Below are 26,555 nucleotides of genomic sequence, written 5' to 3' on the forward strand. Positions count from 1 at the left end.
CCATGCTGCGCACCACACTCGCCGGGCTCAGACTCCACAAGTCCCGGTACGTCACCACCGTCCTGGCCATCCTGCTCGGCGTCATGTTCGTCTCGGGCACCCTGGTCTTCGCCGACACCCTCGAGGCCAGCTACGAGGAGTCGGTGATGGGGTCGGCGACCAGCGTCGACGCCATCGCCGTCCCCGAGGCGGAGGAGGGCGAGGACGAGGACGGCTTCCCGCTGGACCCCGTGCCCTTCGGCGACGCCGTGCTCGACGACATCCGCGCCCTGCCCGAGGTCGCCGACGCCGACGGGCTGGTCCGGGGCCAGGCCGTACTCCTGGACGCCGAGGGCCGTGCCTTCGGTTTCACTCCGCCCGCCGCCATCGGGCTCGGTGAGACCAGCCGGTTCTCAGCGAGCGAGGGAGAGCTTCCCGCCGCCGACGACGAGATCGCCCTGGCCACCTCCACCTCCAGCCAGACCGGTTTCGAGGTCGGCGACACCGTCACCGTGCTCGACCCCGACCAGGACAGCCGCGAGTTCACCGTCACCGGTCTGGTCAACTTCGGTGTCGACCCCAGCTACAGCTACGGCGGCGCCGTCGTCTTCGCCCAGGACACCGTGGAGGAGATGACCGGCGCCAGCGGCTACTCCGAGATCAACGTGATGTCCACCGAGGGCACCACCGACGAGGACGCCGCCGCCGCGGTCGCCACGGTCACCGGTACCGACGTGCAGACCGGTGCGGAGTTCGGCGAGGCGATGGCGGAGGCGTCCGGATCCGAGACCGCGATCCTGCGCATCGCACTGCTCCTCTTCGGCGTCATCGCGATGTTCGTCGCCGGTATCGTCATCTACAACACCTTCGCGATCCTCATCGCCCAGCGCCAGCGCGAACTCGCCCTGCTGCGCTGCGTGGGCGCCAAGCGCGGCCAGATCTTCCGTTCCGTACTCACCGAGTCGTTCGTGGTCGGCCTGTTCGCCTCCGTGCTCGGTGTGCTCGCCGGTACCGGAATCGGCGCGCTCGGGGCCCGGTTCGGCGGCCAGTTGATGGGCACCGGCGCCACCGCCTCCTTGGTGGTCAGCCCCACCGCCGTGATCGTCGGCCTGCTCGTCGGCACCCTGATGACGGTGTTCTCCGCTCTGATCCCGGCCACCCGCGCCACCCGCGTGGCCCCGCTGGCGGCCCTGCGCACCAGCGCCACCGCCGCCGGCCTGGAGAAGGGCACCGGATGGATGCGTGTGGTGTTCGGTCTGGTGGCCTTCGCCGTCTCCGCAGCTCTGGTCGGTCTTTCCCAGTCGATGAGCCCCGACCCCAACGGACTGTTCGTCGTGACCGGTGCCGCCCTGGTCGCCTTCGTCGGTGTGGTGGTCCTCGGCCCGCTGCTGGTGCGCGGGATCGTCCGGGTCATCGGTATCCCGTTGCGCCGTGTGGGTGTGCCCAGCATGCTGGCGGTGGACAACTCCACCCGGAGCCCGCGCCGTGCCGCCACCGCGATGATCGCCCTCACCGTGGGCGCCACGCTCATCACCGGATACTCGGTGATCAGCGCGTCGTTCGAGAGCACCATGACCAAGCAGCTGGACGAGAGCTTCCCGGTGGACTACCAGGTGAGCGCCCAGTACGCACCCGACGGCCCGGCGACCACCGCCGGCACCGAAGCGGAGGCCGCCGAAGAGGAGGCGCTGGAACAGGGCGCCCCTGAAGAGGGTGACACCGCACAGGGCACTCCCGAGGACGGAGCCGCCGAGGGTCCGGGCAGCGGGGAAGGCGCCGTCGACGAGGGCGGAGCCGTCGAGGGCGAAGCCGTCGACGAGGAGACCGGAACCCCCCTGGTTCCGAGGGAGGTCGAGGAGAAGCTGTCCGCCAGCCCCCTCCTGGACAAGGTGATCTCCGAGCGCTCCACCTACCTGGACGACTTCACTGATCTCGACAGCATGGGGCTGCCCGTGTCCGCGTACTTCGGGGCCGAGATGGGCGTCGACATGCGGGCCGAGACCGTCGAGGGCGACCTGGACGACTTCGGGACCGGCAAGGTTCTGCTCACCGAGAGCTACGCGGACGGCACGGGGGTCGGCGACACGATCACCCTGCCCGCTCCGGGAGGCGACCTCGACCTGGAGGTCGCCGCGGTCCTGGAGAACGGTGCGGCCTTCTGGGGCGCGGTCATCACCCCGACGGACTTCACCGCGGCCTTCCCCTCCGTCGAGGAGGGCCGTTACCTCCACATCCAGGCCGCCGAGGGCACCGACCCGGCCGAGGTTCGCGAGGCCGTCTACGCGGCGGTCGACGACTACCCGATGGTCCAGGTCATGTCGGTCGCGGAGATGAAGAACCAGTTCTCCGAGATGATGAACATCGCCTTCTACACGATCGCGGCGATGCTGGGCCTGGCGATCATCATCGCGGTGTTCGGTATCTCCAACACGATGGCGCTGTCGGTCCTGGAGCGCACCCGTGAATCCGCGCTGCTGCGGGCGCTGGGGCTGGCCAAGGGCCAGCTGCGCCGGATGCTCAGCGTCGAGGCCGTGCTGCTGTGCCTGATCGGTGCCGGTATCGGTATCGCCCTGGGTGTGCTGTTCGGCTGGGCGGCCGGTGCCGCGATCCTGCCGGGCCTGGTGTTCAGCATCCCGACCGCCCAGATCACGGTGTTCATCGCGATCGCGGTCCTGGCCGGTCTGCTGGCCGCGGTGCTGCCCGCCCGCCGGGCAGCCGGAACCTCGATCACCGGAGCGCTCGCCAGCGAGTAGACCCGGCCCGCATCCCGGGGTCAAGACCGAACAGAGCGACGGGGAATCGGCGCGGGCCCTCACCTACGGGTGGGGCCCGCGCCTACTGTGTCCGTAGTCCCGGGGAAGGTTGTCGTATGAGTGGTTCGGCGTCGGTACCGGTCACCGCCGGGCGGGTGGCGTGGGGGACGCCCGCCGCCCGGTGGATGCTGACCGCCACGGTGCTGGGTTCGGGGATGGCGTTCCTGGACTCGACCGTCGTGACGGTGGCGCTGCCCGCCATCCAGGGCGACCTGGACACCGGGCTGGCCGGGCTCCAGTGGATCGTCAACGGCTACATGGTGACGCTGTCCGCGCTGATCCTGCTCAGCGGTTCGCTCTCCGACAGGTTCGGCCGGGTGCGGTTGTTCATGGTCGGGGTGGCGGTGTTCGCGCTGGCCTCCGCGCTGTGCACGTTCGCGCCGACCCTGGAGTGGCTGGTCGCCGGGCGAGTGCTCCAGGGGGTGGGCGGCGCGCTGCTGACCCCGGGCAGCCTGGCCATCCTGCAGGCGGGTTTCCGTGAGGACGACCGGGCGCGGGCGATCGGCGCGTGGTCGGGGCTGACCGGTGTGGCCGCGGCGGTGGGGCCCTTCATGGGCGGCTGGCTGGTGCAGATCGGCGACTGGCGGCTGATCTTCCTGATCAACCTGCCGATCGCGGTCGTGGTGCTGCTGATCGCCTGGTTCAAGGTTCCCGAGTCCCGGGACGTCACCGCGGCCCAGCGGTTGGACTACAGCGGCGCCCTGCTGGGGGTGGTGGCGCTGGCCGGGATCACCTACGCGCTGATCCAGTGGGGTGCGGTGGGCGGTACCCCGGCGGTGTGGACCGCCGTGGCCGTGGGTGTGCTGGCTCTGGCCGCGTTCCTGTTCGCCGAGGCGCGCAGTTCCAGCCCGATGTTGCCGCTGGGCATCTTCCGGTCCCTGCCGTTCAGCGTGACCAACGCGGCGACCGTGCTGATCTACGGTTCGCTGGGGCCGCTGCTGTTCCTGCTGGTGATCTACCTCCAGGAGGTGTCGGGCTACTCCCCGATCGCTGCCGGGGCGGCCTCTCTGCCGATCACCGTCCTGATGCTGCTGCTGTCGGCCCGCTCGGGCGAGCTGGCCGCGCGGATCGGGCCGAGGCTCCAGCTGGTGGTGGGGCCGCTGCTGCTGGCCGCCGGGTTCTGGCTACTGTCCCGGCTGACGGAGGACGCCCCCTACCTCACCGGGGTGCTGCCGGGGGTCCTGCTGGTGGCGCTGGGCCTGGCCACGACCGTGGCCCCGCTGACCGCGACGGTGCTCGCCTCGGCCCCGGAGCGGCACGCCGGGCTGGCCTCGGGGGTGAACAACACGTTCGCTCGTGGCGCGCAGCTGATCGGTGTGGCCGCGGTGCCGGTGCTGGCCGGGATCGGCGGTTCGAGCGGTGGGGCTTCGGGGGCGGACGGGGACGCCTCGGCGCTCGCCGACGGTTTCGGCACGGCGATGCTGATCCTGGTGGTGCTGTGCGTGCTCGCGTCGCTGTGCGCGTTGCTGCTGCCGCGCGGCGGGATGCCCGAGGCTGCCGAAGCGGCCGATCGCGGTTCCCCGCCGGAGGGGGCCAGCTCCCCGGAGCCGCTCGACCGGGCGCAGCCGCCGCGGTTCTGCGGTGTGTCCGGTCCTCCGCTGCGCTCCTGCCCCGGTTCGACCGCCGGAAGCGGCGCCGACGACCCGTTGAGCGAGTAGGGGGCCGGTCAGCTCTCGTAGCCCTCCGGGGGGCGATCGTTGACGGCGTTGGGGTCGGAGACCACGTTCAGCGCCTCCTCCTCGGCGCTGCGGTCACCACCCCAGCGCTGCCGGGGGATGGCGCGGCCCAGCCGCTCGGCGCGCACTCCGTCGTTGATGCCGAGCCGTCCCCGGCTGTCTTCGTCGACGAAGTCGTAGCTGAGGATGTTGTGGTCGGGGTCAAGGACCCGCTCTCGTTGGGCGACCTCACTCGCCTGGGGGTCGTCCCCCAGGTCCAGGTCCACCTCGTAGGGCTGTTCGGTCACTGTGTCCGCCTCCTTTCCCAGGATCTTCCCCGCTTTGACCTCGATGATCACTCAATTCCGCGCTCCAACGAAGAAACTTGTGCCTTTGTGAAGAACGTTCGGGACGGAGACGGGAAAAGGACCCCGGGGCTGGCGCCCCGGGGTCCTCGCGGTGTTCGGTTCAGGCTTGGTCGGACTCGTCCACCTCGTGGATCGCCTCGCTCTCCGCGCCGGGGGCGTCGATGTCGAAGTCCTCACGCGGGATGACATCGTCGCGTTCCTCCCGGACCTCCTGGTCGATGCCCCGCTCGCTGGCGGAGCTCTCGTCCTCGAAGGTGTAGCCGTAGACCGGCGCGTCCGGGTTCTGGCGGCTCTCCGCCAGGGCGATCTCGCTCTCCTCGGGGTCCTCCCCCATGTCGGCGTCGACGTCGTAGGGCTGTTCGGACATGTGGTCCCCCTCGCTCGCTGGCCTGACACTCGCATGATCGCAGTTCAGGGGCGGCGGACGAAAGGGGACACGGCTCCGGGGAGAGGATGGCGCGAACCCGGGTCCGGTCCGGGTCAGCGGCGGGCGTTCTCCGCGCGGCGCAGGCGCAGCGGGCGCAGCGCCGCCTCCAGGGCGACCGCGCCGTCGAGTTTGCTCTGGCCGACCAGCCGGTCCTCGAAGTGGATGGGGATCTCCATGATCTTCTGGCCGCGGCGGAAGGCCCGGTAGTGCATCTCGACCTGGAAGGCGTAACCGGTGCTCTCGATGCTGGCCAGGTCCAGCACCTCCAGGGCCGAGGCCCGCCAAATCTTGAAACCGGCGGTGACGTCCTGGACCGGGATGGACAGGACCGTCTTGACGTAGGTGTTGGCCCACCCGCTCAGCAGGCGGCGGCGCAGTCCCCACGCCGCGGAGAGGCTGCCGCCGGGCACGTAGCGGCTGCCGATGACCACGCCGGCGTTGGTGGAGTGCAGGGTGCCCAGCAGCTGGGGTACGTAGCCCACCGGATGGCTGAGGTCGGCGTCCATCTGCACCACGTGGTCGGCGCCGTCGGCCAGGGCCCGGGTCATGCCCTCCACGTAGGCGCGGCCGAGGCCGTCCTTGCGGGTGCGGTGGACCACCGAGAGTCGTCCGGGGTGTTCCACGGCGAGCTTGTCGGCGATCTCCCCGGTGCCGTCCGGTGAGTTGTCGTCCACCACCACGATCCGCAGCCGAGGCAGGTCCAACGCCATGAGCTGGGCCACCAGGACGGGCAGGTTCCCGGCCTCGTCGTAGGTGGGCACCACCACGGTCAGCGCCGAGCTCCGCCAGGGCTCGGGCAGCGCCACCGGCTCGGGGGTGATCCGCACCGGGGCGGCGGAGGCGTGCTCCGGGGGCGTCGGTTGGGAGGGCATGCGCGGCGGCTCCTGAGTACGTGGACGTCGGTGCTGGACTGCGGTGGAGGGGTACGGGGGGGGGTGACGGGGGTTCGGTACTGGCGAGTAGGGGGTGTGTACAGGATCACGCATAAGGTGCTCACCGCACAATAGGCGTGAAGGGTAGGGTACGCGCTCCTCCCACAGCCAAGCGGTGGAACGCGCCTGCCGGACCGACCCGCACCGGTCACTGGCCGCGTGCGTCGGCGACCACGGCGACGTGGACCAAGGCGCCGGCCTCCTCCAGGGTCATCAGGACCTCGGGGTCGGCGCTGCTGTCGGTGACCAGGTGGGCGATCTCCTCGGGGGCGACGGTGGGCACCATGGTGTCGGCGCCGACCTTGGTGTGGTCGGCCAGCACGATGGTCTCCTCGGCGCAGGCGGACAGGGCCCGGTCGACACCGGCCACCGCGGGGTTGGGGGTGCTCAGGCCGCGGTCGGCGCTGACGCCGTTGCCCGACAGGAAGGCGCGGTTGACCCGCAGCCCCGTCAGAGAGGCTTCGGCGGCCGCTCCGACCAGGGCCCGCATGGGCGCGTGCAGGGTACCGCCGGTCATCATGACCTCGACCCCCGCGGCCCCGGCCAGGACGTCGGCCACCCGCAGGGAGTTGGTGACCACGGTGAGGTCGCCGTGGCCCAGGAGCGCCCGGGCGAAGGCCTCGGCCGTGCTGCCGGGGCCGATGGTGACAGCGTCTCCGGGGCGGACCAGGCGGGCGGCGGTGGTCGCGATCGCGGCCTTCTCCGCGGCGCACTGGCCGCTCTTGCCGGTGTAGCTCTGTTCGTGGCCGATCCGGCCGGGCAGTGCGGCACCGCCCCGGCGGCGGTCCAGCAGCCCTTCGGCCTCCATCGCGCGTACGTCACGGCGGACCGTGACCTCCGAGGCACGCACCTTGGCGGCGATGTCCCGCAGGGACATGCTGCCGTTGGCCCGCACCAGTTCCAGGATGCGCTCCCGGCGCTCGGCGGCGAACGCCGGACGGCTCTCCTCGGCCATGGGTACAGGCCCACCCTTTCCGTGTGTGACGCACGGCAGGGGAACCGCGCCGTCCTAGAGTACGGACCGGTCCTCGGTGGACGATGCGTCGGTCTGCGGCTTCTCCGTCAGGAGGGTCACCAGGATGACCGCGGTAAGGGCCACGAGGCCGATGAGCGCTCCGGCGCCGAACAACATGACGACAGACATCTGAGCCTCCAAGGGGGCGGGCTGACCTGCCACTTACCGAATGCCCCGTTTCACCGCGGCTCACACCACCGATCCCCCGCAAAGATCAGCCACAATGGGGGCATGACCCTCAGCCCCGCGCCCCTCGAGTCCACGGTGTGGTGGGCCCATACCTCCGCCGCGAGCGAACGTCTGCTGCGCCTGTTGGACAGCGAGGAACTCGCCCGCCAGTCCCGGTTCCGGCTCCAAGCCGACCGCGACCGCCACCTCCTGGGGCGTTCGCTGGCCCGCCTGGCACTGGCCGAACTCACCGGCTGCGCTCCAGAGAAGGTCACCTTCGACCTTCGCTGCCGTTCGTGCGAGGAGAAGTCGCGGACCGGCGCGGACGGGCACCCGGAACAGGGTTCGGGGACGGGTGAGCGGGCACCCCACGGCAAGCCGGTACCCACCGGGGCCGCCCGGGGGTGGGAGATCTCGGTGAGCCACTCAGGTGAGTGGGTGGCCCTGGCGCTGGCCCGCGAGGTGCCGGTCGGTGTGGACGTGGAGCGGATCTCCGACGCCCGTGACCTGGACGGTCTGGCCGGGTACACGCTGGCCGACGCCGAGCACGAGCAGTGGCGCGCCCTGCCCGAGCCGGGCCGAGCCGGAGCGTTCTTCGGCTACTGGGCGCGCAAGGAGGCCCTGCTCAAGGCGACCGGCCTGGGCCTGTCCGGGGGGCTGCGCAGGGTCTCGGTCAGTCCCCCGCACACCGAGGCGCGGCTGCTGTCCTGGGAGGGCGGCGGCGGACCCGGTGCCGCGTGGCTGTCGGACCTGGACCGGGGCCAGGAGTACCGTTCGGCGCTGGCGGTGCTGACCGACCGCCCGGTGGAGCTGGCGGTGCACTCCCCTGAGCGCACCGCAGACCTCCTGCGCGGTTAGCCCTCCTTGGCCAGGTGGCGGCTGATGACCAGGCGCTGCACCTGGTTGGTGCCCTCCACGATCTGCAGGACCTTGGCCTCGCGCATGTAGCGCTCGACGGGGAAGTCCCGGGTGTAGCCGTAGCCGCCGAAGACCTGGACGGCGTCGGTGGCGACCTTCATAGCGGTGTCGGAGGCCAGGAGCTTGGCCATGGCGGCCTGCTTGCTGAACGGGCGCCCGGCGTCGCGCAGGCGGGCGGCGGACAGGTAGAGCTCGCGGGAGGCCGCGATCTGGGTGGCCATGTCGGCGAGCATGAAGCCCAGCCCCTGGAAGTCACCGATGGCGCTGCCGAACTGGCGGCGTTGGCGGGAGTAGGCGAGGGCGGCGTCCAGGGCGGCCTGGGCCAGGCCCACGGCGCAGGCGGCGATGCCCAGGCGACCGGAGTCCAGTGCGGACAGGGCGATCCCGAAGCCCCGGCCCTCCTCCCCCACCAGGGCGTCCGCATCGAGCTCGACGTCGTCGAAGAGCACCCCGGCGGTGGGTGAGGAGCGCATGCCCATCTTGTGTTCGGGCGCGGCCGAACCCAGACCCGGTGTGTCCGCCGGAACGTGGAAGCAGCTGATACCGCGGGCGCCCGAGTCCGGAGCGCCGGTCCGGGCGAAGAGCGCGTAGTAGTCGGCCTGTCCCCCATGGGTGATCCACGCCTTGGCACCGTTGACCCGGTAACCGGAATCGGTGCGCTCGGCGCGGGTGGCCAGGGCGGCGGCGTCGGATCCCGAGGCGGTCTCGGACAGGCAGTAGGCGCCCAGGAGTTCACCGCCGACCATGGCGGGCAGGTGGGCGGCCTTCTGCTCGGCGGTGCCGAAGGCGGCCAGCGGGTAGCAGGAGAGGGTGTGGACGCTGACGCCCAGGCCTACCGCGAGCCAGCCGCGGGCGAGCTCCTCCACGACCTGGAGGTAGACCTCGTAGGGCTGTTCGCCGCCGCCGTACTCGCCCGGATAGGGCAGTCCGAGCAGTCCGGCCTCGCCCAGGGTGGCGAACACGTCGCGGGGGAAGACGGAGTTCTCCTCGTCCCCGGCCGCACGCGGGGCGATCTCCTTGTCCACGATCTCCCCGGTCAGCTCCAGGAGCTGTTCGGCCTCGGGTGTGTGCAGTGTGCGTTCGACCGCCATGACCTCTCCCACGGTTGCGCGCCCAGGTGCGCCTCGGACCGACTGGCATCGCGGGGTCGCCGCGAATTTAGTAGGTCGTCCAACTATATGGTGACGCACGGCACCTTATCCCAATGTGCCGTGCCGGACACCAACCAGGTGGCCCGGAACCCGGATCCCCTGAACACGGAAGCCCGTCGTGCGGGTTCGCGCTGCACAGGGTGTGCAACGCGTCCGTTCTGGCCCGCGCGTCTGTACACGGGGGGTGTCCGCGCCTTAGATTCCACGCATGGACCTCGAACTCCGCCACCTTCGAACGATCTGCCTGCTGGCCGATACCGGCAGCGTGACCAAGGCGGCCGCGGCGCTGTCCACGTCACAGCCTGCCCTGACGACCCAGCTACAGCGGATCGAACGCGAGGTGGGCGGACCCCTGTTTCATCGGGGGCGCTCGGGGGTGCGGCCGACCGAACTCGGCGAGTTCGTCCTCGTCCGGGCGCGCGGGGTCCTGCTGTCCATGGATGATCTGCTGAACGACATCACGGCGCGCGGGGCCTCCCCCAGTACTCTGCGCGTGGGCGGAGTCGGGCCGCTCACCGTGGAGCTGTCCGCGCGTCTTCCGGAGATCTTCCCGAACGTTCCGGTGCATGTGCGCACGGAGTACTCGCCCAAACTGGTGACCGACCTTGTGCGGGCCGGAAGGCTGGACCTGGGCACGACCATGGATTACGTGGATCGTGACCTTCCCTCGGATGGGCCGCTCGCCTGGGCGATGCTCGCCGTGGATCCGCTGCACGTGGCCCTCTGGGAGGAGCACCCGATGGCGGAGAAGCCGTTCATCCAACTGGAGGACCTGGCTGAGTCGCCGTGGGCGCTGACTCCCCCGGATGGGACCGGCTGGCCCGAGTGTTTCTATTTGGCGTGTCAGAGGGCGGGATTCAGTCCGCAGGTGCCGTACCGGCTTTACGAGAGGTCGGAGATCCGGGACCTGATCGCCGATCGCCGAGCGATCGCCCCCTGCCAGGCCGATTTCGACGCGGGTAAGGGTGTCGTGGTCCGACAGCTGGATGGAGCCCCGATACAGCTCAGGCATCTCCTGGTGTGGAGACGCGACAGCACCGTGCACCAGGCATCCGCACGTATCGCTCGCCTGGCCCGCGAGCTGCTCAACAGAGGTGAGTTGAAGGAGGCCCCCACTCCAACCGAGTGAGGGCCCACAGCTTGAGGGGATGAGGGCTGAGGTCAGCGCGCCGCGCGAGCCTCAGCCATCAGCAGCGCATGCCATTCAGCAGAGGGGAAAGACAGCGTCGCCGCACCCCGGTTCTGGGTATCGCGCACATCCGCGCCGCTGGGGGTTTCACGTGCTTCGACGCAGTGCCCCCCATCGTGGGAGTAGCTCGACTTGTGCCAGCTGCCCGTCATCGGACCAGCCCTTCCACGAGCGCGCGCCACTCGGCAGCGGGGAACGACAGGTGGCCCGCTTCGCGGTTGACCGTGTCCCGCACGTCCGCGCCCGACTCGTGCTCCCGGACCTCGACACACTGAGAACCCGAGTCGCTGTAACTGGACTTGTGCCAACCGTTGGACACTAGATCATCTCCTTCAACAACTGCCGAGACTGTTCCAAGGGGAGAGCGTCCGCCAACACACGGCGCTCGATCTCAAACAGCCGCTCCAACCCACTGCTCGCGTCGAAGACCACGTTACCGCTCTGGTGATCAGAGGAAGCCGCTCGTGTCCCATCTTCCAGCCGCACGAGCAACAGCGGGGAAGTCACCCCCAATATGATCCGGGGCGGCGGGACCAGGTGAAACCGAACTCCGTCATCCATCAACCACTGCAGGCGTTGCACCTGCTCACGACGGATCACTTCGGGGAGCATCGACAGCGCAGCGGCGGGAATTACTGCGGTGATCTCGGGATTGTTGCGCTCCCTGAGGTATTCGTACCGGTTCGCGCGGAGCGCGACGACGCGCGCGATCTCAGTGGCGGACCACAGAGGCTGCCCCTCCTTGAAAACCGCCTCCGCGTACAGCGGGCTCTGCAACAACCCGGGAAGCAGGGCAGGAGAGATGCAAGTGATCGCAGTCGCGGCTTCCTGCAGTTTCCCTGCGTCCAGCATCCAGGGGAGCAGAGCAGACGGAGAGGTATAAAACTCCCATTTTCGGAAAAGTGCACCCTTCAGGCCGAGCGCCTCGTCCAGCTTCAACACGTCCCTGCGGACCGGGACGCTGTGGTCGTTTTCCCAGCGGGAGAGAGTGGAAGCAGAAGTTCCCGCTGCCTTCGCGAGTCCGCGAAGCGTGTAACCTGCGCGTTTGCGCTCTTTTTTCAGGTATTGTCCAAATTCTTGTTCCACCATGTTTCAAACGCTACGCAGATTGTTCTACCTAGAACTAGGTCCGCTGGGGTTATAGATCACTAACTGTGAAACACGGGCCTCGGGCATGACGCTGGGTTCGTGGATGCGAACGGACGCCTTCGGGCACAGCCGAAAACCTCGACCCAACCCCTCGTGGCTCTGGAGCAGGCCTTCAAGGCACGCCAGCTCCTGACCTACCGGGAGGGCAACACCCTCGTCGTCAACGACCCCTATCTCCGCCAGCGGGTGGACGTCACCTGTAACGAAGCGTGGTTCTGCTGGCCCTCTCCGGCGGGAGAACCTAAGTTCGTGGATCGGCACAGCCCCGGGGACGCGGTCGACCAGATCATCAGGCAGTACGCGGGGATCTACATGGAGGACCGCTGATGATCGAGAGTCGCGAATACCTGATGGACACCGACCCGAGCATGTACCTCACGACCGGGGAGGTCGCCGTCGTACTGAAAGTCGGCACCACCACCGTCAAGAAGCTCGAGAGCTCCGGCAGGCTCCCCGCCCTGAAGAACCTGCGCGGCTGGCGATACTTCAACGCCGGAGACGTCTTCGCCTTCATGGAGGAGCGAGGCAACCCTGAGACCTGAACCGGACAGCATCCCCCCGACGGGGCGTCACCCATGTGGGTGGCGCCCTGTTCGTTTGCCCTCGTCAAAAGCCCGGCATGGGCGATGGGACAGGGGATGTCGACCGGCCAAAGGAGGTTTTGGCGTTACCGACGGTTGCAGTGGTGAATCACGTTCGTATGATATTTACCAACCGGTAACGTACTGGCGAGTAGGAAGACCCGCCCCCCGCACCCGCTCCCGAGCTACGAAGCCGCTTTCCCCCACGGGCCAGACAGGCCTCCCGCTGCGAAGGCACAACCGAGTTCAGGACACCAACATGCGATCACTGGGAACAGCGGCTGCGGCTCTCGCCGTCGCCCTTCTCGTCGCCTCGTGCGGCGACCCCGATTCGGCTGACGACGCCACCGCCGCGGACGACGTCACCATGGGGGTCACCGATGACAGCGTCGTCATCGGCACCCACCAGCCACTCACCGGACCGGCCTCCCCCGGTTTCGTGCACGTCTCCACCGGGGCGAGCGCCGTCTTCGACTACATCAACGACAACGGCGGCATCCACGGTCGGCAGATCGACTACCGGGTCGAGGACGACGCCTTCGACCCCGCGCAGACCATGGATGTCACGCGCAGCCTGATCGACGACGACGAAATATTCGCCATGCTGGGCGGGCTGGGCACGCCCACCCACGAGGCGGTCATCAACGACCTCAACGCCGAGGGCATCCCCGACCTGTTCGTCTCCTCCGGGGCCCTGGCCTGGGACCAGCCCGAGGAGTACCCCTACAGCTACGGCTTCCAGGTGGACTACTCCAAGGAGGCCAAGGTCCAGGGCGCCTACATCGCGGAGAACTTCCCCGGTAAGGACGTGGGCCTGCTCTACCAGAACGACGACGTCGGCCCCGCCTCGCACTCGGGGATCGAGCAGTATCTGATCGACGACATCGTGGCCTGGGAGTCCTACGACCCCGGCGTCCCCGAGCTGGAAGGCCAGATCGCCGCGCTGAAGGAATCCGGCGCCGACGTCGCGGTCTGCTACTGCATCCCCGCCTTCCTCGGCCTGGCCATCCTCAACGCCCAGGCCATCGGCTACGAGCCGCAGTGGGTCGCGCCCAGTTTCGGCGGCGACGTGCAGATCGTCTCCGAACTCATCGCCGAGCACGCCCAGGGCACCCCCGCCGAGGACGTGCCGCCGGAGGCCTTCACCGACGGCCTCATCATCACCGCGTTCCTCCCGATGGCGGCCCAGACCGACGACCCCTGGACCGCCTTCTACCGTGAGATCCACGACGAGTACAACGACGGCGCTCCCTTCACCGACACCACGGTGTACGGCATGGTGCAGGCGACCCTGCTCGCCCAGCTCCTCATGGAGGTCGGCCCGGACCTGAACCGCGAAACCCTCCGGGAGACCCTGCACGCCCAGGAATGGGCCGGACCGGGCATGGTGCCCTTCGTGGCCACCGAGGACGACCACAGCGGCTACGCGGGCGTCATGGTGGTCCAGAACAACGCCGGAGAGAAGCCCGAGATCCTCCAGGAGCCCCGCATCACCGACAGCGACGGCGGGGAGATCGAGCCCTTCGAGCTGGACCGGCCCACCCCGGACGAGGTCCCGCTCTTCGGCGGCAGTGGTAACGGCAGCGAATAACACGCAGCACAAACACCGGGTGTGCCCGGAACGCCCCCGGTGAAGACGGGTGCGGGTCAGTTCTGACCCGCACCCGTCGCGTTTTTGCGCTTCTTGCGCGAGCGCAGCCACCAGGCCAGGCCGAGCAGCATGGCCGCCGCCCCGGTGGCCACAGCCACCGGGAAGCCCAGGTCGATCCCGCCGGTGCCGACCAGCACCATCGCGGCGGTGGCGGGCAGCGACCCGATGGCGGTGCCCAGCACGAACGGCCCGACCGGCAGTCCGGTCAGCCCGAAACCGTAGTTGACCATCTGGTACGGGATCACCGGAATCAGTCGCAGTTGGATCACCGCGAGCAGGGCCCGGCCGCCGACCAGCCCCTCCAACTGGGTCCGCACGCGTTCGGGGAGCCTGCGGGCGAGCGCGTCACCGGCCACGTAGCGGGCCACCATGAACTGCACGAACGCGGCCAGCACGCCCCCGGCCAGGGCCAGGACCACCCCCGCGGCCAGGCCGAACAGCAGCCCGCCCGCGATGTTCAGCGCCGGACGCGGCACCAGCGCCTGCACGGCCAGGGTGTAGGCGGCCAGGTAGACCACCGCGCCCAGGACCCCGGCGTCGGCGGTCCAGGCCCGTACCGTCTCCAGGTCGGGCCCGTACAGGATCGCCCAGAGCAGCAGGCCGACCCAGCCCGCGAGCAGCGCCCCGCGCCACAGCCAGCCCCACTTCTTGTCCATTCGTCCCAGGCTAGGGCCCTGCTCGGTGTCGTTCAGCGCCGCTCCAACCGGGGAAAGACCACCTTCTTCACCACCAGGGTGAGCGCGGCCGCAGTGGAGATCGCCAGGAGCGCGCCCACCAGCCCCAGCAGGGCGCCGCCGACCAGAGCGGCGGTGATGTTGACCGTGGGGGACCACGTCCACCGCGTGCCGCATCACCCTGGGCGAGATCACGTAGCTCTCGATCTGCTGGTAGACGAGGAAGAACGCCAGGGTGACCAGCCCCATCCAGGGGTCGCCGATGGCCACGGCCAGGGAGGCCACCACCGCGCCGATGGTGGTGCCGACCAGCGGGATCAGCGCGGTCACCGCGACCACCAGGGCCAGGGTGAGCGCGTAGGCCGACCCGATCGCCCACAGGAACAGGAAGGCCACCACCCCGCCGAAGGCCGCCACCACCAGCTGACCGGCGATGAAGGCGCCGATCCGCTGGACGATCTCGTCGCCGATCTCCCGGACCCCGTCCCGGCGCGAGCGCGGCACGAAGCGGTAGGAGACGTTCATGATGCCGGGCAGCGAGGCCATGAAGAACAGCGTCAGGATCAGCACCGTGAAGGTCGCGAACAGGGAGTTGAACACCACCTGTCCGACCCCGACCAGGCCGCCGAAGATCTGCTGGCCGAAGTCGTCCCCGGTCAGCATGGCCTCGACCCGGTCCAGCACGTCGTAACGCTGGTCCAGGTCGCGGAAGAACGCGGAGTTCTGCAGGCGGTCGAAGGCGGTCGGCAGGTTCGCGGCGAAGGAGCTGACCTGCTCGGTCAGCGGCGGGATGATCGCCCACACGAACACTGCCAGGAAGCCGAGCATCGCCAGGCAGACGGTCACGATCGCCGCCCAGCGCGGCAGCCGCAGCCGTCGCAGGGACTCGATCACCGGGTTGAGGCCGATGGCGAGGAAGAGCGCCACCAGGATGTAGACGAGCACCGCCCGCACGCTGATCAGGGCGTTCACCAGCAGCCAGGCGACCAGGACGCCGAGCGCGCCGACGAAGCCCACCAGGAAGTAGTTGGGGCGGTTCGGTCCGCCGCCGCTCAGCCAGCGCAGCGGGTTCTCACCGGCGCCGGCGCCTCCGGGGGCCGGGATGGGCCCGGTCTGCTCCTTCTCGGGTCCGGCTGCCGGGCCCTGCGGGGGCGCGACGGCCTTGGGCTCTCCAGTGTTCCCGGTGTTCCCGGTGTTCCCGGTGTCGGCCGCCTCCTTCCCGACCGTCACCGGTCCTGCTCGGAGGGCGGGTTCGACGGGTCGGGCAGGCGCAGGACGAACAGCGCGCCGCCGAGCAGGTCGCTGTGCCCGGCGACCAGAGTGCCCCCGTAGGCCTGCACGATCTCCCGGGAGATGGGCAGCCCCAGCCCGCTGCCGCCCGGGTCGCGTTCCCTGGACTCCGGGAGCCGGGAGAAGCGCTCGAAGACCCGCTCGCGGTCCTTGACGGGGATGCCCGAGCCGTCGTCGTGGACCTCCACCACGGCGGCGCCCTGGTGGTGCTGGACGATGATGTCGATGCGGCCGTTGGCGTGGCGTTCGGCGTTGGCCACGAGGTTGGTCAGCACCCGGACCACACGGAGCCGGTTGACGTAGGCGTACACCGGACCGGAGGTGTGCACGAGCACCTCGGCCGACCCGCGTCTGCCGGAGAACTCCCCCTCGGCCAGGTCGGACAGGTCGACCTTCTCGCGCTTCATCGCGACGTCGGTGTCCAGGCGGGCCAGCTCCAGGAGGTCGGAGACGATGTTCTCCAGCCGTTCGGTGTCGGACAGCAGCCCGGTCAGGAGCCGTTCCCGCGCGCGCTGGTCGGGTTCGGGGTCGGAGAGTTCGACCTCCAGTTTGGTGCGCATGCCCGCGATGGGGTTGCGCAACTCGTGGGAGGCGTCGGAGACGAAGCGGCGCTGGCGGGTGACCGCCTCCTCCAGTCGGGCCAGGCTGGAGTTGGCGGTGCGGGCCAGGTGGGCGATCTCGTCGTCGCTCTTGGGCACGGGCAGCCTCCGGTGCAGATCGCTGACGGACAACCGGTCCATTTCGGCGCTGATCTGCTCCACCGGGCGTAGTGCGCGCCCCACCCCGTACCAGATGATGATCCCGGTACCGAAGAGCAGGGCCACCGAGGTCCCCAGCAGTACCATCTCCAGGACGTTCTCGGCCAGGATCAGCGGCGTGCGGGTGGCCGCGAGCACCAGGACGTCGTCCCCGTAGGCGGAACCGGTGACCGCGTATCCCACCACCTGGAAGCAGTCTCCGCTCTGGTCTCCCGCGACCATTCCGCAGGTGATGTCATCCAACCGAAAATCGCCGGGTTCCGGATCGTGCTCGGTCAGGGGCGGGACACCGCGGAGGGTGTCGCTGGCGGCCAGGACCTCGTCGGTCTGCCAGTCGATCACCTGGAAGCGCGTGATGGGTTCGTAGGCGGGGATCGGACCGTCGTAACGCTCCGTCATGATGTGATCCACCACGTGTCGCGCACCCTCCGCGGCCCGCTCCCGCAGCTGGCTCAGGGTGAGTTCGCGGATCAGCAGGGCGGCGGCGGTAAGGGCCACACAGAGGACCAGCGCAAGCATGGCGACGGCTCCGGCGGTGACCCGGGCACGGATAGTGCGCGGACGCAGGGCGCGCCATGGTCCCCGGGATCGTTCCTGCCGTTCTGCCACCCCACCATTGTTACTCAGGGCAATAAAAAACTGTCGAATTACCTCCGGTGTGGCGACCGAAGTACCGGAACGGGGACAAGATCCCGATCCGGACGATTCACCCCTTCCGCACCGAGGAAGGCTGAAACAGCCGCGGAAACAGCCACCGAAACAGCCGTTGCGGAAACAGCGGGACCGGAAGCGGCGAGGGCCGCACGGGCTATTCCGTGCGGCCCTCGTCCGGGGTGTTCCTATTCGTACGGTTCCGGCGGATTGGTGACCTCGGTGACCGAAAGGGTCTCCATCTCGTGCTGGGCGACCTCGTACAGGTCGCCCTCCGGCTCCACCCAGGTGCCGCGCACCTGCCACCAGGTGTCGGCCTCCGGCGCCGGGTGGTCGGTGATCAGGATCTTGTTGACCACCGCGTCCGCGGCGCAGCAGGCCATCTGGAGCCGGGCCAGGTACCAGCCCTCCCCGTCCTGTACGGGCACGGCGAAGCCGGTCAGCTCGACCTCGCGGCCGGCCATCTCCCGGTTCTCGTCCACCCAGGCCCGCAGGACGAACTGCTGGATGTCCAGCTCGACCACGTCGCCGGGGGCGGCGTCGGTGAGGTTGTCGCTGAATCTGGAGGAAGCGCGGTCGTCCCGGGGCGGCGGACCGGACGAGCCGCCGGTGCTCTCCACCGTGTACGACCCCAGCGCGGGCGGCGCGATCACGAACACCGCGACCACCGGCAGCAGGAGCAGCCAGGCCACGCGCGGGGCCCGCGAGTGGTCGTGGCCGTGGTCGTGCCCGGAACCGCCGCCGTACTCCGCGGCGGCCCGGTCCAGCTCGGAGCGGTCCGAGCCGCCCTCGTGCGGCTCGTGGGCCTCGACAGAGGCGGCCACGGTTCTGTGCTCCTCGGCGGCGTCCTCGGGGACCGCGGGCTCCTCGTCCAGCGCCTGGCCCTCGCCGCGCACCTCGGCCGTGATCACCAGGGCGCCGAGCACGACCATGACCACACCGGCGGCGATCAGGAAGGGCCCGAAGGCCCCCTTGACCCAGTTCAGGTACAGGTCGGTGGGGATCGTCGCGGTCAGCGCAGCGGCGCCGAGCAGAACGAGCGTGAGCCCCTGAGCGATGCGGTTCAAAAGATCAGAGCTCCAATCAGGAACGTACTCAGCAGGCCGACCACCAGACAGATCGGGGCGAATCTGGCGACGAAGCGCCAGCCGAACACCCCGGCCTGCATCGCGATGAGCTTGAGGTCCACGATCGGGCCGATGACCATGAAGGCGAGCTTGGCGGTGGGCGAGAAGTCGGTGAGGCTGACCGCGACGAAGGCGTCGGCCTCCGAGCAGATCGAGAGCAGGATGGCCAGCAGGGCCAGGACCAGCACCGAGATGATCGGGGCCTCGGCCACGGCCAGCAGCCACTCGCGGGGCACCATGACGTTGAGGGTCGCGGCGGCCAGGGCGCCGACCACCAGGTAGCCGCCCGCGTGCATCATGTCGTGCAGCATGGACTCGCGGAAGACCTGCCACTTGGAGGCGCCCGGGGCGTGCGTGCGCGAGGGCAGGCGCAGCCAGTCGGCCTTGCCGAAGCGCACCCAGATCCAGCCGATCACCACCGAGGCGAGCAGCGAGGCCACGAACCGCGCCAGGACCATCTCCGGCTGCCCGGCGAAGGCCACGGCGGTGGCGATCATGACGATCGGGTTGATGGAGGGCGCCGCGAGGAGGAAGGTGAGCGCCGCCGCCGGGGCGACGCCGCGCTTGATCAGGCTGCCCGCGATGGGCACCGAGGCGCACTCACAGCCCGGCAGGAGGGCCCCCGAAGCGCCCGCGACGGGGACCGCGCGGCCCGGCTTCTTCGGGATGAACTTCTGGTAGACCGAGGACGGCACGAACGCGACCAGCCCCGCGGACAGGGCGACCCCGAAGACCAGGAAGGGCAGCGCCTGGAAGCTGATCGCGGTGAAGATCGTGGCCCAGGCCAGGAAGGCCTGGCTGGTCAGCTCGTCGGTGAGCCAGGAGTGGGCCACCGCCATCGCCGTGATCAGCAGGGCGAACAGCCAGACCGTTCCGGTTCTGCGCGTGCTCTTCTCACGCCCCCATTCGGCGGGCGGTAGTTCATCTGCTCGGTTGTCCCAGCCGCCGGCGATCGAGTCACCGAGCGAGGCGTCGGGATCGGGCGCGGATCCGCGCTCCGATGCGGTCCGTTCGGACACAGGGGCACTCCGTCGGGGTTCGGTTGGGGACTTTTCGCATAGTAACCGAAAATGATTTTCGTTTGGGTCATGAGGAGACGACCTGTGGACAACCGGGGGTTGGCGCACACAGGAAACGGCGGCAAAGTGTGACCCAAGACACCAACGCCCGCCGACCGTAGCCCGCCCCTACCGTCAGCGGACATGAAACCGGGAACGGCGTCCCGACCGAACCGCGTTTTCGACGCGGAGTACCGACCCTAGTCGTCCCGATTCGAGCCCTTGTCCTCGTCCCCGTGCTCGCCGGAAGCACCGGCGGCGGTGTGGTCCCAGTCCGGGCCGTGCCTGCCCTCGGCGCCGTCCACCTCCGGGGTGAACTGCGGCTCCGGGTCGCCCTCGGCCAGGCCCTCGCCCCGGTCCACCGCGTCGGGCAGCGGGCCGCCGGCCTCGCCCCAGCAGTGCACGTTCTTCAGGTCGGGCATCTTGGACAGGGTGAACTGCGGGTCCAGGCCGTTGCGCAGCTGGCGGCTGTAGTCGGCCAGCAGGCGGAAGGCGATGGTGGACAGCGGGGCGATGGCCAGCAGGTTGACGGTGGCCATGACGCCCATGGAGATGTCGGCGAAGCTCCACACCACGGCCAGCGGGGCGACGCAGCCCAGGAAGACGGAGGCCAGGACCGCGTAGCGGAAGTAGGTCATGTGCTGGTGGGTGGCGTCCAGGAACTGGAGGTTGGACTCGCCGTAGTAGTAGTTGCCCAGCACCGAGGTCCAGGCCAGCAGGAACAGGATGACCGTCAGGGCGTGGATCGACCAGGTGCCCAGAGAGCTCTGCAGGGCCAGCTGGGCGACCTCGATCGCCGCCACGTCCGGGTCGAACTCCGTGCCGTACAGGAGCACGATGAACGCGGTCACCGAGCAGATCAGCCAGGTGTCGAAGTACACGCCCAGGGTCTGCACGAGGCCCTGCTTGGCCGGGTGGGAGACCGAGGCGGTGGCGCCGGCGTTGGGCGCCGAGCCCAGACCGGCCTCGTTGGAGAACATGCCGCGCCGCAGTCCCCACAGGATCGCCGTGCCCACACCGCCGGCGGCGACCTCTCGGAAGCCGAAGGCGTGCGCGAAGATGCTCCCGAAGACCCCCGGGACCGCCTCGATGTTGAGGACGACCACGGCGACGCCGAGCAGGATGTAGAGGATGGCCATCAGGGGGACCAGGCCCTGGGCGACCGTCGCGATGCGCCGCACCCCGCCGAAGATGACCGCCGCGGTGAGCAGCACCAGGGCCAGGCCGATCGCCGCGTTGATCCAGAAGCCGCTGGGACCGCCGAACTCGGTGACCGTGGTGCCGATCGCCCCGGCGATGCTGTTGGCCTGCACGGAGTTGAAGATGAGGCTGAAGGTCACCGTGATGATGATGGCGAAGAGCACGCCCATCCAGCGGCGTTCGAGGCCGTAGAGCATGTAGTAGGCGGGGCCGCCGCGGAAACCGCTGCTGGTGCGCACCTTGTACAGCTGGGCGAGGGTGGACTCCACGAACGACGCCGCGCCCAGGACCGCGGCCATCAGCCACATCCAGAACACCGCGCCGGGCCCGCCGAGCATGATCGCCAGGGTCACGCCGACGATGTTGCCCGTGCCCACCCGGGAGGCCGCCGAGAGCGCGAAGGCCTGGAAGGAGGAGATCTCCTTCTTGCCGTCGGGCGCCAGGCCCGGGCTGCTGCGCAGGACGCGGAACATCTCCGGGAGCAGACGGATCTGGACGAACCCCGACCGCACGGTGAAGTAGATGGCCAGGATGACCAGGAGCGGGATGAGGAAGAAGGTCCAGAAGAAGTCGTTGAGGGCGACCAGGATGTCGTTGAGGACGGTCACGCGTTCCCCTTCAGGCGGCGTGTGGTCCCGCGTGCGGGATCGGGGTTTGCGGACAACTGTCCACGCCAGAAGGGATTTTGGTCACCTGGAACACGCGAAGGGGCAGTAAAGGACCGTAAACGATGACGAGGCGGGCCCGGCCTGTGGCCGGACCCGCCTCGGGGTGTTTCTGGTACTGCGTCACCGCTGGTGGCTAGGCCACCGCGCGTTGGCTAGCGCTGCGGAGCGGAGTCGTAGCGGTCGTTGCGGTCATTGCGACGGGGTCCGCCGCGGTAGCCGCCGCGGGAGTCCCCGCCACGGTAACCGCCGCCACCGCGACGGTCGCCGCCGCGGTAGCCGCCGCCCTCGCCACGGCTCTCGCCGCCGCGGTAGCCGCCGCCCTCGCCACGGGGACGGTCGTCACGGTAGCCGCCGCCACCCTCGCGACGGTCACCACCGCGGTAACCGCCTTCACCGCGCTCGCCGCCGCGGTAGCCACCGCCGCCGCCACCGCCGCGGTAACCGCCGCCACCGCCACCGCCACCGCGGTAGCCGCCACCACCGCCGCCACGGTAACCACCGCGACGGGGGCCGCCGCGGCCGCGACGCTCGCGGACGGGCTCCGGCGGCTCGATCCACGGCTCCCAGCTGGGCTCCTGGGCGCCGGTCACCTCGGAGAGGAGTTCGTCACCGGGGTTGACCAGGTGCTGCTTGGCGTCGACGCCCGCGTCGCTGATGAGACGGCGGGCCATGCGGCGCTGGTTGGGCGCGACCAGGGAGACCACGGAGCCCGAGGAGCCGGCGCGGGCGGTACGGCCGCCGCGGTGCAGGTAGTCCTTGTGGCCGGTGGGCAGGTCGATGTTGACCACCATGTCGATGCCGTCGACGTGGATGCCGCGGGCGGCGACGTCGGTGGCGACCAGGGTCTGGATCTTGCCCTCACGGAACTTGGCCAGGGTGCGGGTGCGCACGCTCTGGGTCTTGCCGCCGTGCAGGGAGGCGCTGGGCACGCCCGCCTCCGCCAGCTGCTCGCTGATGGTGTCGGCGCGGTACTTGCTGCGCACGAACATGATGGTGCGGCCCTCGCGCGCGGCGATCTGGGCGACGATCTTGTTCTTGTCGCGGGGCAGCACCTTGAGCAGGTGGTGCTCCATGGTGGTGACCTGGGAGACCGGCGGGTCCACGGAGTGGGTCTGCGGGTCGTTCATGTACCGGCGCACGAGCTTGTCGACGTCACCGTCGAGCGTGGCCGAGAACAGCAGGGTCTGGCCGTCGGGGCGCACCATGTCGAGGAGCTCGCTGACCTGCGGCATGAAGCCCATGTCGCACATCTGGTCGGCCTCGTCCAGCACCGAGATCTCGACGTCGCCCAGGTCACAGGCGCCCTGGTCGATGAGGTCGGTGAGGCGGCCCGGGGTGGCGACCAGCAGGTCGACGCCGCGGCGCAGTTCGTTGATCTGTCGGGTGTAGGAGCTGCCGCCCACCACGTCGCCGACCTTGACGCCCAGGACGCGGGCGTAGATGCGCAGGGCGTCGCGCACCTGGTGCGCGAGCTCGCGGGTGGGGACCAGGATCAGGGCCCGGGGGCGGTTGGCGGCGGCGCGGCGCTCGGCGCAGCGCATCAGGACCGGCAGGCCAAAGGCCAGGGTCTTGCCCGAACCGGTGCGCCCGCAGCCGAGGACGTCACGGCCCTCGATGGCGTCGGGGATGGTCGCGGCCTGGATCGGGAACGGGTTGGTCACACCGTTCTTAGCCAGCTCGTCGACGATGTCCTGGGGAAGACCCAAAGAGTCGAAAGCAGGCATTACGGCAGTGTCCGTCGTCAAGTGACGTGTACCTTCCTCATCGTTTGGCAGCGTTTCGAGGAAGGCTCCACACGGTCACAGCCGGACCCAGCGAAGAAATCACACAAACGCGCCTGATCACACGCGGAAGCGGCCCCTACCAAAGTGGGGCTCGTGTGCTCTTCGGGTCAAGAGTGATGTCGAGCGGGTCGACACGCTCTCCGCGTCTTGGCGGCCCGGCGCGCTCGGATGCGCGCGGCATTCATCGACCGCTTGGAGCAGCTTACTAGAGATCATGCTGGATCGGGGACGGGATGGGGGTTTTTCACCGGTGATACCGGTCTCCTCCAACCCCGCCCCCGAGGCCCGGGGCAGGCCCCGGCCGAGGTCAGACCACCTTCACGAGCGGATGGGCCGCTGAGTCAGGCGCCGGGCGCCATGGCCTTGGCCAGGGCCGTGAGACGGCCCACCTGAGCCTTGCGCTCGGCGGCGCACTGCTCCTCGAGCGTGTTGCCCGCCGCCTGCTGCAGCAGGGCCTTGGTGGCGACGGCCGCGTCGGGGTTGGTCGCCATCAGCCCGGCGACGGCGTCGTCCACGGCGCCCTCGAGCTCGTCGACACCGACGACCAGGGTGGCCAGGCCGAGTTCGCGGGACTCCTCCGCACCGACCTTGCGGGCGGTCAGACAGATCTCGGTGGCGCGGTGGACGCCGACGATGTCCACCAGGGGCTTGGTGCCGGTGAGGTCCGGCACCAGGCCCAGGGCGGGCTCCTTCATGCAGAACCTGGCGTCGTCGGCAAGGATGCGCAGGTCACAGGCGAGGGCGAGCTGGAATCCGGCGCCGATGGCATGGCCGCGCACCGCGGCGATCGTCACGAGGTCGGGGCGGCGCAGCCAGAGGAAGCCCTGCTGGAGCTCGGAGATGTAGGCGTCCAGGTCGGCCTCGTCGGCCGAGCCGTCGGCCAGCCCGGCGACGATGGAGCGCTCACCGTCCACCCCCTCGGGAGTGAACATGTTGAGGTCGATCCCGGCGGAGAAGATGTCGCCCTCTCCGGCGATGACGACGATTCGGACATCACCCGGGAGCGCCTGGCCGATGTGGGCCAGAGTCGTCCAGGTGCGTCCGGTCATCGCGTTACGGCGCTCGGGACGGCTGATCGTGATGCGGGCGACCGCCCCCTCCACCGCGAGCCTGAGCCCGGCCCGGGTGAGCTCCTCCTCGGTGGGCAGCTCCTGCTTCCCGGGCTCCCGCGCGTCCTGTGCCATGGGTTCCTCCGTCACGTCGGTTGACAACAAGCCGACCCTACTCGCCAGTAACCCTGGTTGCGCAGCGGGATCAGGCTTTGCGTGTCGCGCCGCCGCGTCCGCGCAGCTCCACCCCGGCCTCACTGAGCAGCCGGTGCACGAACCCGTAGGAGCGACCGGTCGCCGCCGCCAGGCTGCGGATGCTCTCGCCCTCGTCATAACGGCGCCTGAGCTGGGAGGCCAGCTCGGAACGGTCCGCCCCCGACACTCGGGTGCCCTTTCTCAACGCGTCAGTCACAGTTCTCTCCCCTTCGACGGCGGTGGGGTTTCCACCGGCCCGGAACCACAGCCATGATCGGACATCCCGCTCACAGGACGCCACATTCATCGTGCGCCACGCCGAAAGCAGCGGGTTTCGGAAAACCACTAACCACGTCCGAAAAGAAGAGGGGTGAACCTCCCAGTGCTCTGGGCGTCCACCCCGTCCCCGTGGTCACACGGACCGCCCCGGTCAGGCCGCTGTCCTCAGGCCCGGATCAGGCCAAGAGAATCAGGACCGGAGAATCAGGCCAGTGCGATGAGGTCCTCGAACTCGGCGTTCCACACGTCCTCGACACCGTCGGGCAGCATGATGACGCGCTCGGGTTGCAACGCCTCCACAGCGCCCTCGTCGTGTGTCACCAGGACGATCGCGCCCTTGTAGTTGCGCAGCGCCGCCAGGATCTCCTCGCGGCTGGCCGGATCCAGGTTGTTCGTGGGCTCGTCGAGCAGCAGCACGTTGGCGCTGGAGACCACCAGGGTGGCCAGGGCCAGCCGGGTCTTCTCACCACCGGAGAGCACACCCGCGGGCTTGCTCACGTCGTCCCCGGTGAACAGGAACGAACCCAGGGTCTTACGCGCCTCGACCTCGGGCAGGTTCGGGGCCGCGCTCATCATGTTCTCGAGCACGCTCCGCTCCACGTCCAGGGTCTCGTGCTCCTGGGCGTAGTAGCCGAGCTTGAGTCCGTGCCCGGGGACGACCTCCCCGAAGTCGGGCTCCTCCACCCCGCCCAGCAAGCGCAGCAGGGTCGTCTTGCCCGCGCCGTTCAGGCCCAGGATGACCACGCGGCTGCCGCGGTCGATGGCCAGGTCCACCCCGGCGAAGATCTCCAGCGAACCGTAGGACTTGGACAGCCCCTCGGCCATCAACGGCGTGCGGCCGCTCGGCGCCGGGTCCGGGAAGCGCAGCTTGGCGACCTTGTCGGACTGGCGCACCCCCGCGACCCCGTCCAGGAGCTTGTCGGCGCGGTTGAGCATCTGCTGCGCGGCGCGCGCCTTGGAGGCCTTGGCCCGGAACCTGTCCGCCTGCTTGCGCAGGGTGTCGGCCTGCTTCTCGGCGTTGGCCAGCTCGCGGCGGCGACGGCGCTCGTCGGCCTCGCGCTGGGACAGGTACAGCTTCCAGCCCATGTTGTAGATGTCGATGGTGCTGCGGTTGGCGTCCAGATAGAACACCTTGTTGACCACGTGCTCGACCAGTTCCACGTCGTGGCTGATCACGATGAGCCCGCCCTGGTGGTGCCTGAGGAAGTCACGCAGCCAGACGATGGAGTCGGCGTCCAGGTGGTTGGTGGGCTCGTCCAGCAGCAGGGTGTCCGCACCGCTGAACAGGATGCGCGCCAGCTCGATCCGGCGGCGCTGACCACCGGAGAGCGTGTGCAGCGGCTGGGAGAGCACCTTGTCGGGCAGGCCCAGGCTGGAGGCGATGGCGGCGGCCTCGGACTCGGCGGCGTAACCGCCCAGCACGTGGAGGCGCTCCTCCCAGCGGGCGTACTGGCGCACGCCCTTGTTCCGGGTCTTCTCGTGGTCGCTGGCCATCTTCTTCTCGGCCTCGCGCAGACCGTTGAGGGCCTCGTCGATCCCGCGCGCGGACAGCACGCGGTCCTTGGCGATGACATCGAGGTCGCCGGTGCGCGGGTCCTGCGGCAGGTAGCCGATGCTGCCCGAGCTGGAGACCTTGCCGCCGGTGGGCAGACCCTCCCCCGCGAGCACCTTGGTCATGGTGGTCTTGCCCGCACCGTTGCGGCCGACCAGTCCGATCCGGTCCCCCGCGGCGACACGGAAGGTCGTCGGCTCCAGCAGGAGACGAGGTCCGACGCGCAGTTCGAGGTCGGTGGCGATCAACATGGGTGGGGCATCCTCAACAGTGG

Annotated in this window: 25 protein-coding genes and 1 pseudogene; 7 read left to right on the forward strand and 19 right to left on the reverse strand. The window is 69.5% G+C overall.

Annotation, left to right across the window (positions count from 1 at the left end; genetic code table 11):
- Positions 1-2 precede the first annotated feature (2 nt).
- Both HNR07_RS10700 and HNR07_RS10705 read left to right on the forward strand, forming a co-directional pair.
- On the forward strand, positions 3-2,732 hold the full coding sequence (locus HNR07_RS10700) for an ABC transporter permease (RefSeq protein WP_184364690.1): 2,730 nt from the start codon (positions 3-5) through the stop codon (positions 2,730-2,732).
- Positions 2,733-2,848: 116 nt separating this feature from the next.
- On the forward strand, positions 2,849-4,450 hold the full coding sequence (locus HNR07_RS10705) for an MFS transporter (RefSeq protein WP_184364692.1): 1,602 nt from the start codon (positions 2,849-2,851) through the stop codon (positions 4,448-4,450).
- Between the two features lie 8 nt (positions 4,451-4,458).
- On the opposite strand, the gene HNR07_RS10710 is transcribed toward HNR07_RS10705, so the two are convergent.
- The 5 genes from HNR07_RS10710 to HNR07_RS35550 form a co-directional block, all read right to left on the reverse strand.
- The gene (locus HNR07_RS10710; protein ID WP_184364694.1) at positions 4,459-4,755 is read right to left on the reverse strand and encodes a hypothetical protein; all 297 of its coding nucleotides are present in this window, start codon (positions 4,753-4,755) and stop codon (positions 4,459-4,461) included.
- A gap of 160 nt (positions 4,756-4,915) precedes the next feature.
- Complete coding sequence (locus HNR07_RS10715; protein ID WP_184364696.1) at positions 4,916-5,182, reverse strand: hypothetical protein; 267 nt, start codon at positions 5,180-5,182, stop codon at positions 4,916-4,918.
- Positions 5,183-5,295: 113 nt separating this feature from the next.
- Positions 5,296-6,114, reverse strand: a complete 819-nt coding sequence (locus HNR07_RS10720) for a polyprenol monophosphomannose synthase (protein ID WP_184364698.1) — start codon at positions 6,112-6,114, stop codon at positions 5,296-5,298.
- Between the two features lie 208 nt (positions 6,115-6,322).
- Complete coding sequence (locus HNR07_RS10725) at positions 6,323-7,129, reverse strand: DeoR/GlpR family DNA-binding transcription regulator (RefSeq protein WP_184364700.1); 807 nt, start codon at positions 7,127-7,129, stop codon at positions 6,323-6,325.
- A gap of 54 nt (positions 7,130-7,183) precedes the next feature.
- Complete coding sequence (locus tag HNR07_RS35550; RefSeq protein ID WP_281386451.1) at positions 7,184-7,318, reverse strand: hypothetical protein; 135 nt, start codon at positions 7,316-7,318, stop codon at positions 7,184-7,186.
- Between the two features lie 102 nt (positions 7,319-7,420).
- Between HNR07_RS35550 and HNR07_RS10730 the strand changes: the two genes are divergently transcribed.
- The gene (locus tag HNR07_RS10730) at positions 7,421-8,215 is read left to right on the forward strand and encodes a 4'-phosphopantetheinyl transferase family protein (protein ID WP_184364702.1); all 795 of its coding nucleotides are present in this window, start codon (positions 7,421-7,423) and stop codon (positions 8,213-8,215) included.
- Here the strand turns inward: HNR07_RS10730 and HNR07_RS10735 are convergent.
- A complete protein-coding gene (locus tag HNR07_RS10735; RefSeq protein ID WP_184364704.1) occupies positions 8,212-9,366 on the reverse strand; it encodes an acyl-CoA dehydrogenase family protein in 1,155 nt (384 codons plus the stop codon). The genes HNR07_RS10730 and HNR07_RS10735 overlap by 4 nt on opposite strands.
- Before the next feature lie 268 nt (positions 9,367-9,634).
- On the opposite strand from HNR07_RS10735, the gene HNR07_RS10740 reads away from it, so the two are divergent.
- Complete coding sequence (locus HNR07_RS10740; RefSeq protein WP_184364706.1) at positions 9,635-10,555, forward strand: LysR family transcriptional regulator; 921 nt, start codon at positions 9,635-9,637, stop codon at positions 10,553-10,555.
- 32 nt (positions 10,556-10,587) lie between these two features.
- On the opposite strand, the gene HNR07_RS10745 is transcribed toward HNR07_RS10740, so the two are convergent.
- Genes HNR07_RS10745 through HNR07_RS10755 form a run of 3 tightly spaced genes read right to left on the reverse strand, consistent with a single transcriptional unit; the run spans position 10,588 to position 11,704 of the window.
- Positions 10,588-10,767, reverse strand: coding sequence for a DUF397 domain-containing protein (locus tag HNR07_RS10745; protein WP_184364708.1), 180 nt, complete (start codon positions 10,765-10,767; stop codon positions 10,588-10,590).
- Positions 10,764-10,934, reverse strand: a complete 171-nt coding sequence (locus HNR07_RS10750) for a DUF397 domain-containing protein (protein WP_184364710.1) — start codon at positions 10,932-10,934, stop codon at positions 10,764-10,766. Before HNR07_RS10750 ends, HNR07_RS10745 begins: the two co-directional genes overlap by 4 nt.
- Positions 10,934-11,704: a helix-turn-helix domain-containing protein gene (locus HNR07_RS10755; protein WP_184364711.1), complete on the reverse strand. Its 771-nt coding sequence runs from the start codon at positions 11,702-11,704 to the stop codon at positions 10,934-10,936. Before HNR07_RS10755 ends, HNR07_RS10750 begins: the two co-directional genes overlap by 1 nt.
- 153 nt (positions 11,705-11,857) lie before the next feature.
- On the opposite strand from HNR07_RS10755, the gene HNR07_RS10760 reads away from it, so the two are divergent.
- The 3 genes from HNR07_RS10760 (at position 11,858) to HNR07_RS10770 (ending at position 13,936) form a co-directional block, all read left to right on the forward strand.
- Positions 11,858-12,091 carry a hypothetical protein gene (locus HNR07_RS10760; RefSeq protein WP_184364714.1) on the forward strand — a complete coding sequence of 78 codons (234 nt, stop codon included), beginning with the start codon at positions 11,858-11,860 and terminating at the stop codon, positions 12,089-12,091.
- The gene (locus HNR07_RS10765; protein WP_246420243.1) at positions 12,091-12,306 is read left to right on the forward strand and encodes a helix-turn-helix domain-containing protein; all 216 of its coding nucleotides are present in this window, start codon (positions 12,091-12,093) and stop codon (positions 12,304-12,306) included. The genes HNR07_RS10760 and HNR07_RS10765 overlap by 1 nt, the downstream gene beginning before the upstream one ends.
- Before the next feature lie 298 nt (positions 12,307-12,604).
- Entirely contained in the window at positions 12,605-13,936 is a 1,332-nt protein-coding gene (locus HNR07_RS10770) for an ABC transporter substrate-binding protein (RefSeq protein WP_184364716.1), read from the forward strand.
- Positions 13,937-13,992: 56 nt separating this feature from the next.
- Here the strand turns inward: HNR07_RS10770 and HNR07_RS10775 are convergent, their stop codons facing one another.
- The 10 genes and pseudogenes from HNR07_RS10775 to HNR07_RS10820 form a co-directional block, all read right to left on the reverse strand.
- Positions 13,993-14,631: a TVP38/TMEM64 family protein gene (locus tag HNR07_RS10775; RefSeq protein ID WP_184371871.1), complete on the reverse strand. Its 639-nt coding sequence runs from the start codon at positions 14,629-14,631 to the stop codon at positions 13,993-13,995.
- A 252-nt stretch (positions 14,632-14,883) separates the two neighbouring features.
- Positions 14,884-15,900, reverse strand: a pseudogene (locus HNR07_RS10780) (AI-2E family transporter); the annotation flags it as partial.
- Positions 15,897-17,327: an ATP-binding protein gene (locus HNR07_RS10785; protein ID WP_184364718.1), complete on the reverse strand. Its 1,431-nt coding sequence runs from the start codon at positions 17,325-17,327 to the stop codon at positions 15,897-15,899. The pseudogene HNR07_RS10780 and the gene HNR07_RS10785, both read right to left, overlap by 4 nt.
- Positions 17,328-17,557: 230 nt before the next feature.
- The gene (locus HNR07_RS10790) at positions 17,558-18,436 is read right to left on the reverse strand and encodes a TIGR03943 family putative permease subunit (RefSeq protein WP_184364719.1); all 879 of its coding nucleotides are present in this window, start codon (positions 18,434-18,436) and stop codon (positions 17,558-17,560) included.
- Positions 18,433-19,515, reverse strand: a complete 1,083-nt coding sequence (locus tag HNR07_RS10795) for a permease (protein ID WP_184364721.1) — start codon at positions 19,513-19,515, stop codon at positions 18,433-18,435. The genes HNR07_RS10790 and HNR07_RS10795 overlap by 4 nt, the downstream gene beginning before the upstream one ends.
- A 239-nt stretch (positions 19,516-19,754) precedes the next feature.
- Complete coding sequence (locus tag HNR07_RS10800) at positions 19,755-21,362, reverse strand: alanine/glycine:cation symporter family protein (RefSeq protein ID WP_184364722.1); 1,608 nt, start codon at positions 21,360-21,362, stop codon at positions 19,755-19,757.
- A 212-nt stretch (positions 21,363-21,574) separates the two neighbouring features.
- Positions 21,575-23,146, reverse strand: coding sequence for a DEAD/DEAH box helicase (locus tag HNR07_RS10805; protein WP_184364724.1), 1,572 nt, complete (start codon positions 23,144-23,146; stop codon positions 21,575-21,577).
- Positions 23,147-23,547: 401 nt separating this feature from the next.
- Entirely contained in the window at positions 23,548-24,390 is an 843-nt protein-coding gene (locus HNR07_RS10810; protein ID WP_184364725.1) for an enoyl-CoA hydratase/isomerase family protein, read from the reverse strand.
- 70 nt (positions 24,391-24,460) lie between these two features.
- Positions 24,461-24,667 carry a helix-turn-helix domain-containing protein gene (locus HNR07_RS10815; RefSeq protein WP_026116603.1) on the reverse strand — a complete coding sequence of 69 codons (207 nt, stop codon included), beginning with the start codon at positions 24,665-24,667 and terminating at the stop codon, positions 24,461-24,463.
- A 266-nt stretch (positions 24,668-24,933) separates the two neighbouring features.
- Positions 24,934-26,532 (reverse strand): ABC-F family ATP-binding cassette domain-containing protein, encoded by a 1,599-nt coding sequence (locus HNR07_RS10820; protein WP_184364726.1) that lies wholly within the window; start codon positions 26,530-26,532, stop codon positions 24,934-24,936.
- Positions 26,533-26,555: the final 23 nt, after the last annotated feature.

The organism is Nocardiopsis metallicus, assembly GCF_014201115.1.
GTDB lineage: Bacteria > Actinomycetota > Actinomycetes > Streptosporangiales > Streptosporangiaceae > Nocardiopsis > Nocardiopsis metallicus.

What these genes read in the sequence shown, in the direction of transcription:
- HNR07_RS10700 (WP_184364690.1), top strand. Translation starts at nt 3, where the DNA reads ATGCTGCGCACCACACTCGCCGGGCTCAGACTCCACAAGTCCCGGTAC.
- HNR07_RS10705 (WP_184364692.1), top strand. Translation starts at nt 2,849, where the DNA reads ATGAGTGGTTCGGCGTCGGTACCGGTCACCGCCGGGCGGGTGGCGTGG.
- HNR07_RS10715 (WP_184364696.1), bottom strand. Translation starts at nt 5,182, where the DNA reads ATGTCCGAACAGCCCTACGACGTCGACGCCGACATGGGGGAGGACCCC.
- HNR07_RS10720 (WP_184364698.1), bottom strand. Translation starts at nt 6,114, where the DNA reads ATGCCCTCCCAACCGACGCCCCCGGAGCACGCCTCCGCCGCCCCGGTG.
- HNR07_RS10725 (WP_184364700.1), bottom strand. Translation starts at nt 7,129, where the DNA reads ATGGCCGAGGAGAGCCGTCCGGCGTTCGCCGCCGAGCGCCGGGAGCGC.
- HNR07_RS35550 (WP_281386451.1), bottom strand. Translation starts at nt 7,318, where the DNA reads ATGTCTGTCGTCATGTTGTTCGGCGCCGGAGCGCTCATCGGCCTCGTG.
- HNR07_RS10730 (WP_184364702.1), top strand. Translation starts at nt 7,421, where the DNA reads ATGACCCTCAGCCCCGCGCCCCTCGAGTCCACGGTGTGGTGGGCCCAT.
- HNR07_RS10735 (WP_184364704.1), bottom strand. Translation starts at nt 9,366, where the DNA reads ATGGCGGTCGAACGCACACTGCACACACCCGAGGCCGAACAGCTCCTG.
- HNR07_RS10740 (WP_184364706.1), top strand. Translation starts at nt 9,635, where the DNA reads ATGGACCTCGAACTCCGCCACCTTCGAACGATCTGCCTGCTGGCCGAT.
- HNR07_RS10745 (WP_184364708.1), bottom strand. Translation starts at nt 10,767, where the DNA reads ATGACGGGCAGCTGGCACAAGTCGAGCTACTCCCACGATGGGGGGCAC.
- HNR07_RS10755 (WP_184364711.1), bottom strand. Translation starts at nt 11,704, where the DNA reads ATGGTGGAACAAGAATTTGGACAATACCTGAAAAAAGAGCGCAAACGC.
- HNR07_RS10765 (WP_246420243.1), top strand. Translation starts at nt 12,091, where the DNA reads ATGATCGAGAGTCGCGAATACCTGATGGACACCGACCCGAGCATGTAC.
- HNR07_RS10770 (WP_184364716.1), top strand. Translation starts at nt 12,605, where the DNA reads ATGCGATCACTGGGAACAGCGGCTGCGGCTCTCGCCGTCGCCCTTCTC.
- HNR07_RS10805 (WP_184364724.1), bottom strand. Translation starts at nt 23,146, where the DNA reads ATGCCTGCTTTCGACTCTTTGGGTCTTCCCCAGGACATCGTCGACGAG.
- HNR07_RS10810 (WP_184364725.1), bottom strand. Translation starts at nt 24,390, where the DNA reads ATGGCACAGGACGCGCGGGAGCCCGGGAAGCAGGAGCTGCCCACCGAG.
- HNR07_RS10820 (WP_184364726.1), bottom strand. Translation starts at nt 26,532, where the DNA reads ATGTTGATCGCCACCGACCTCGAACTGCGCGTCGGACCTCGTCTCCTG.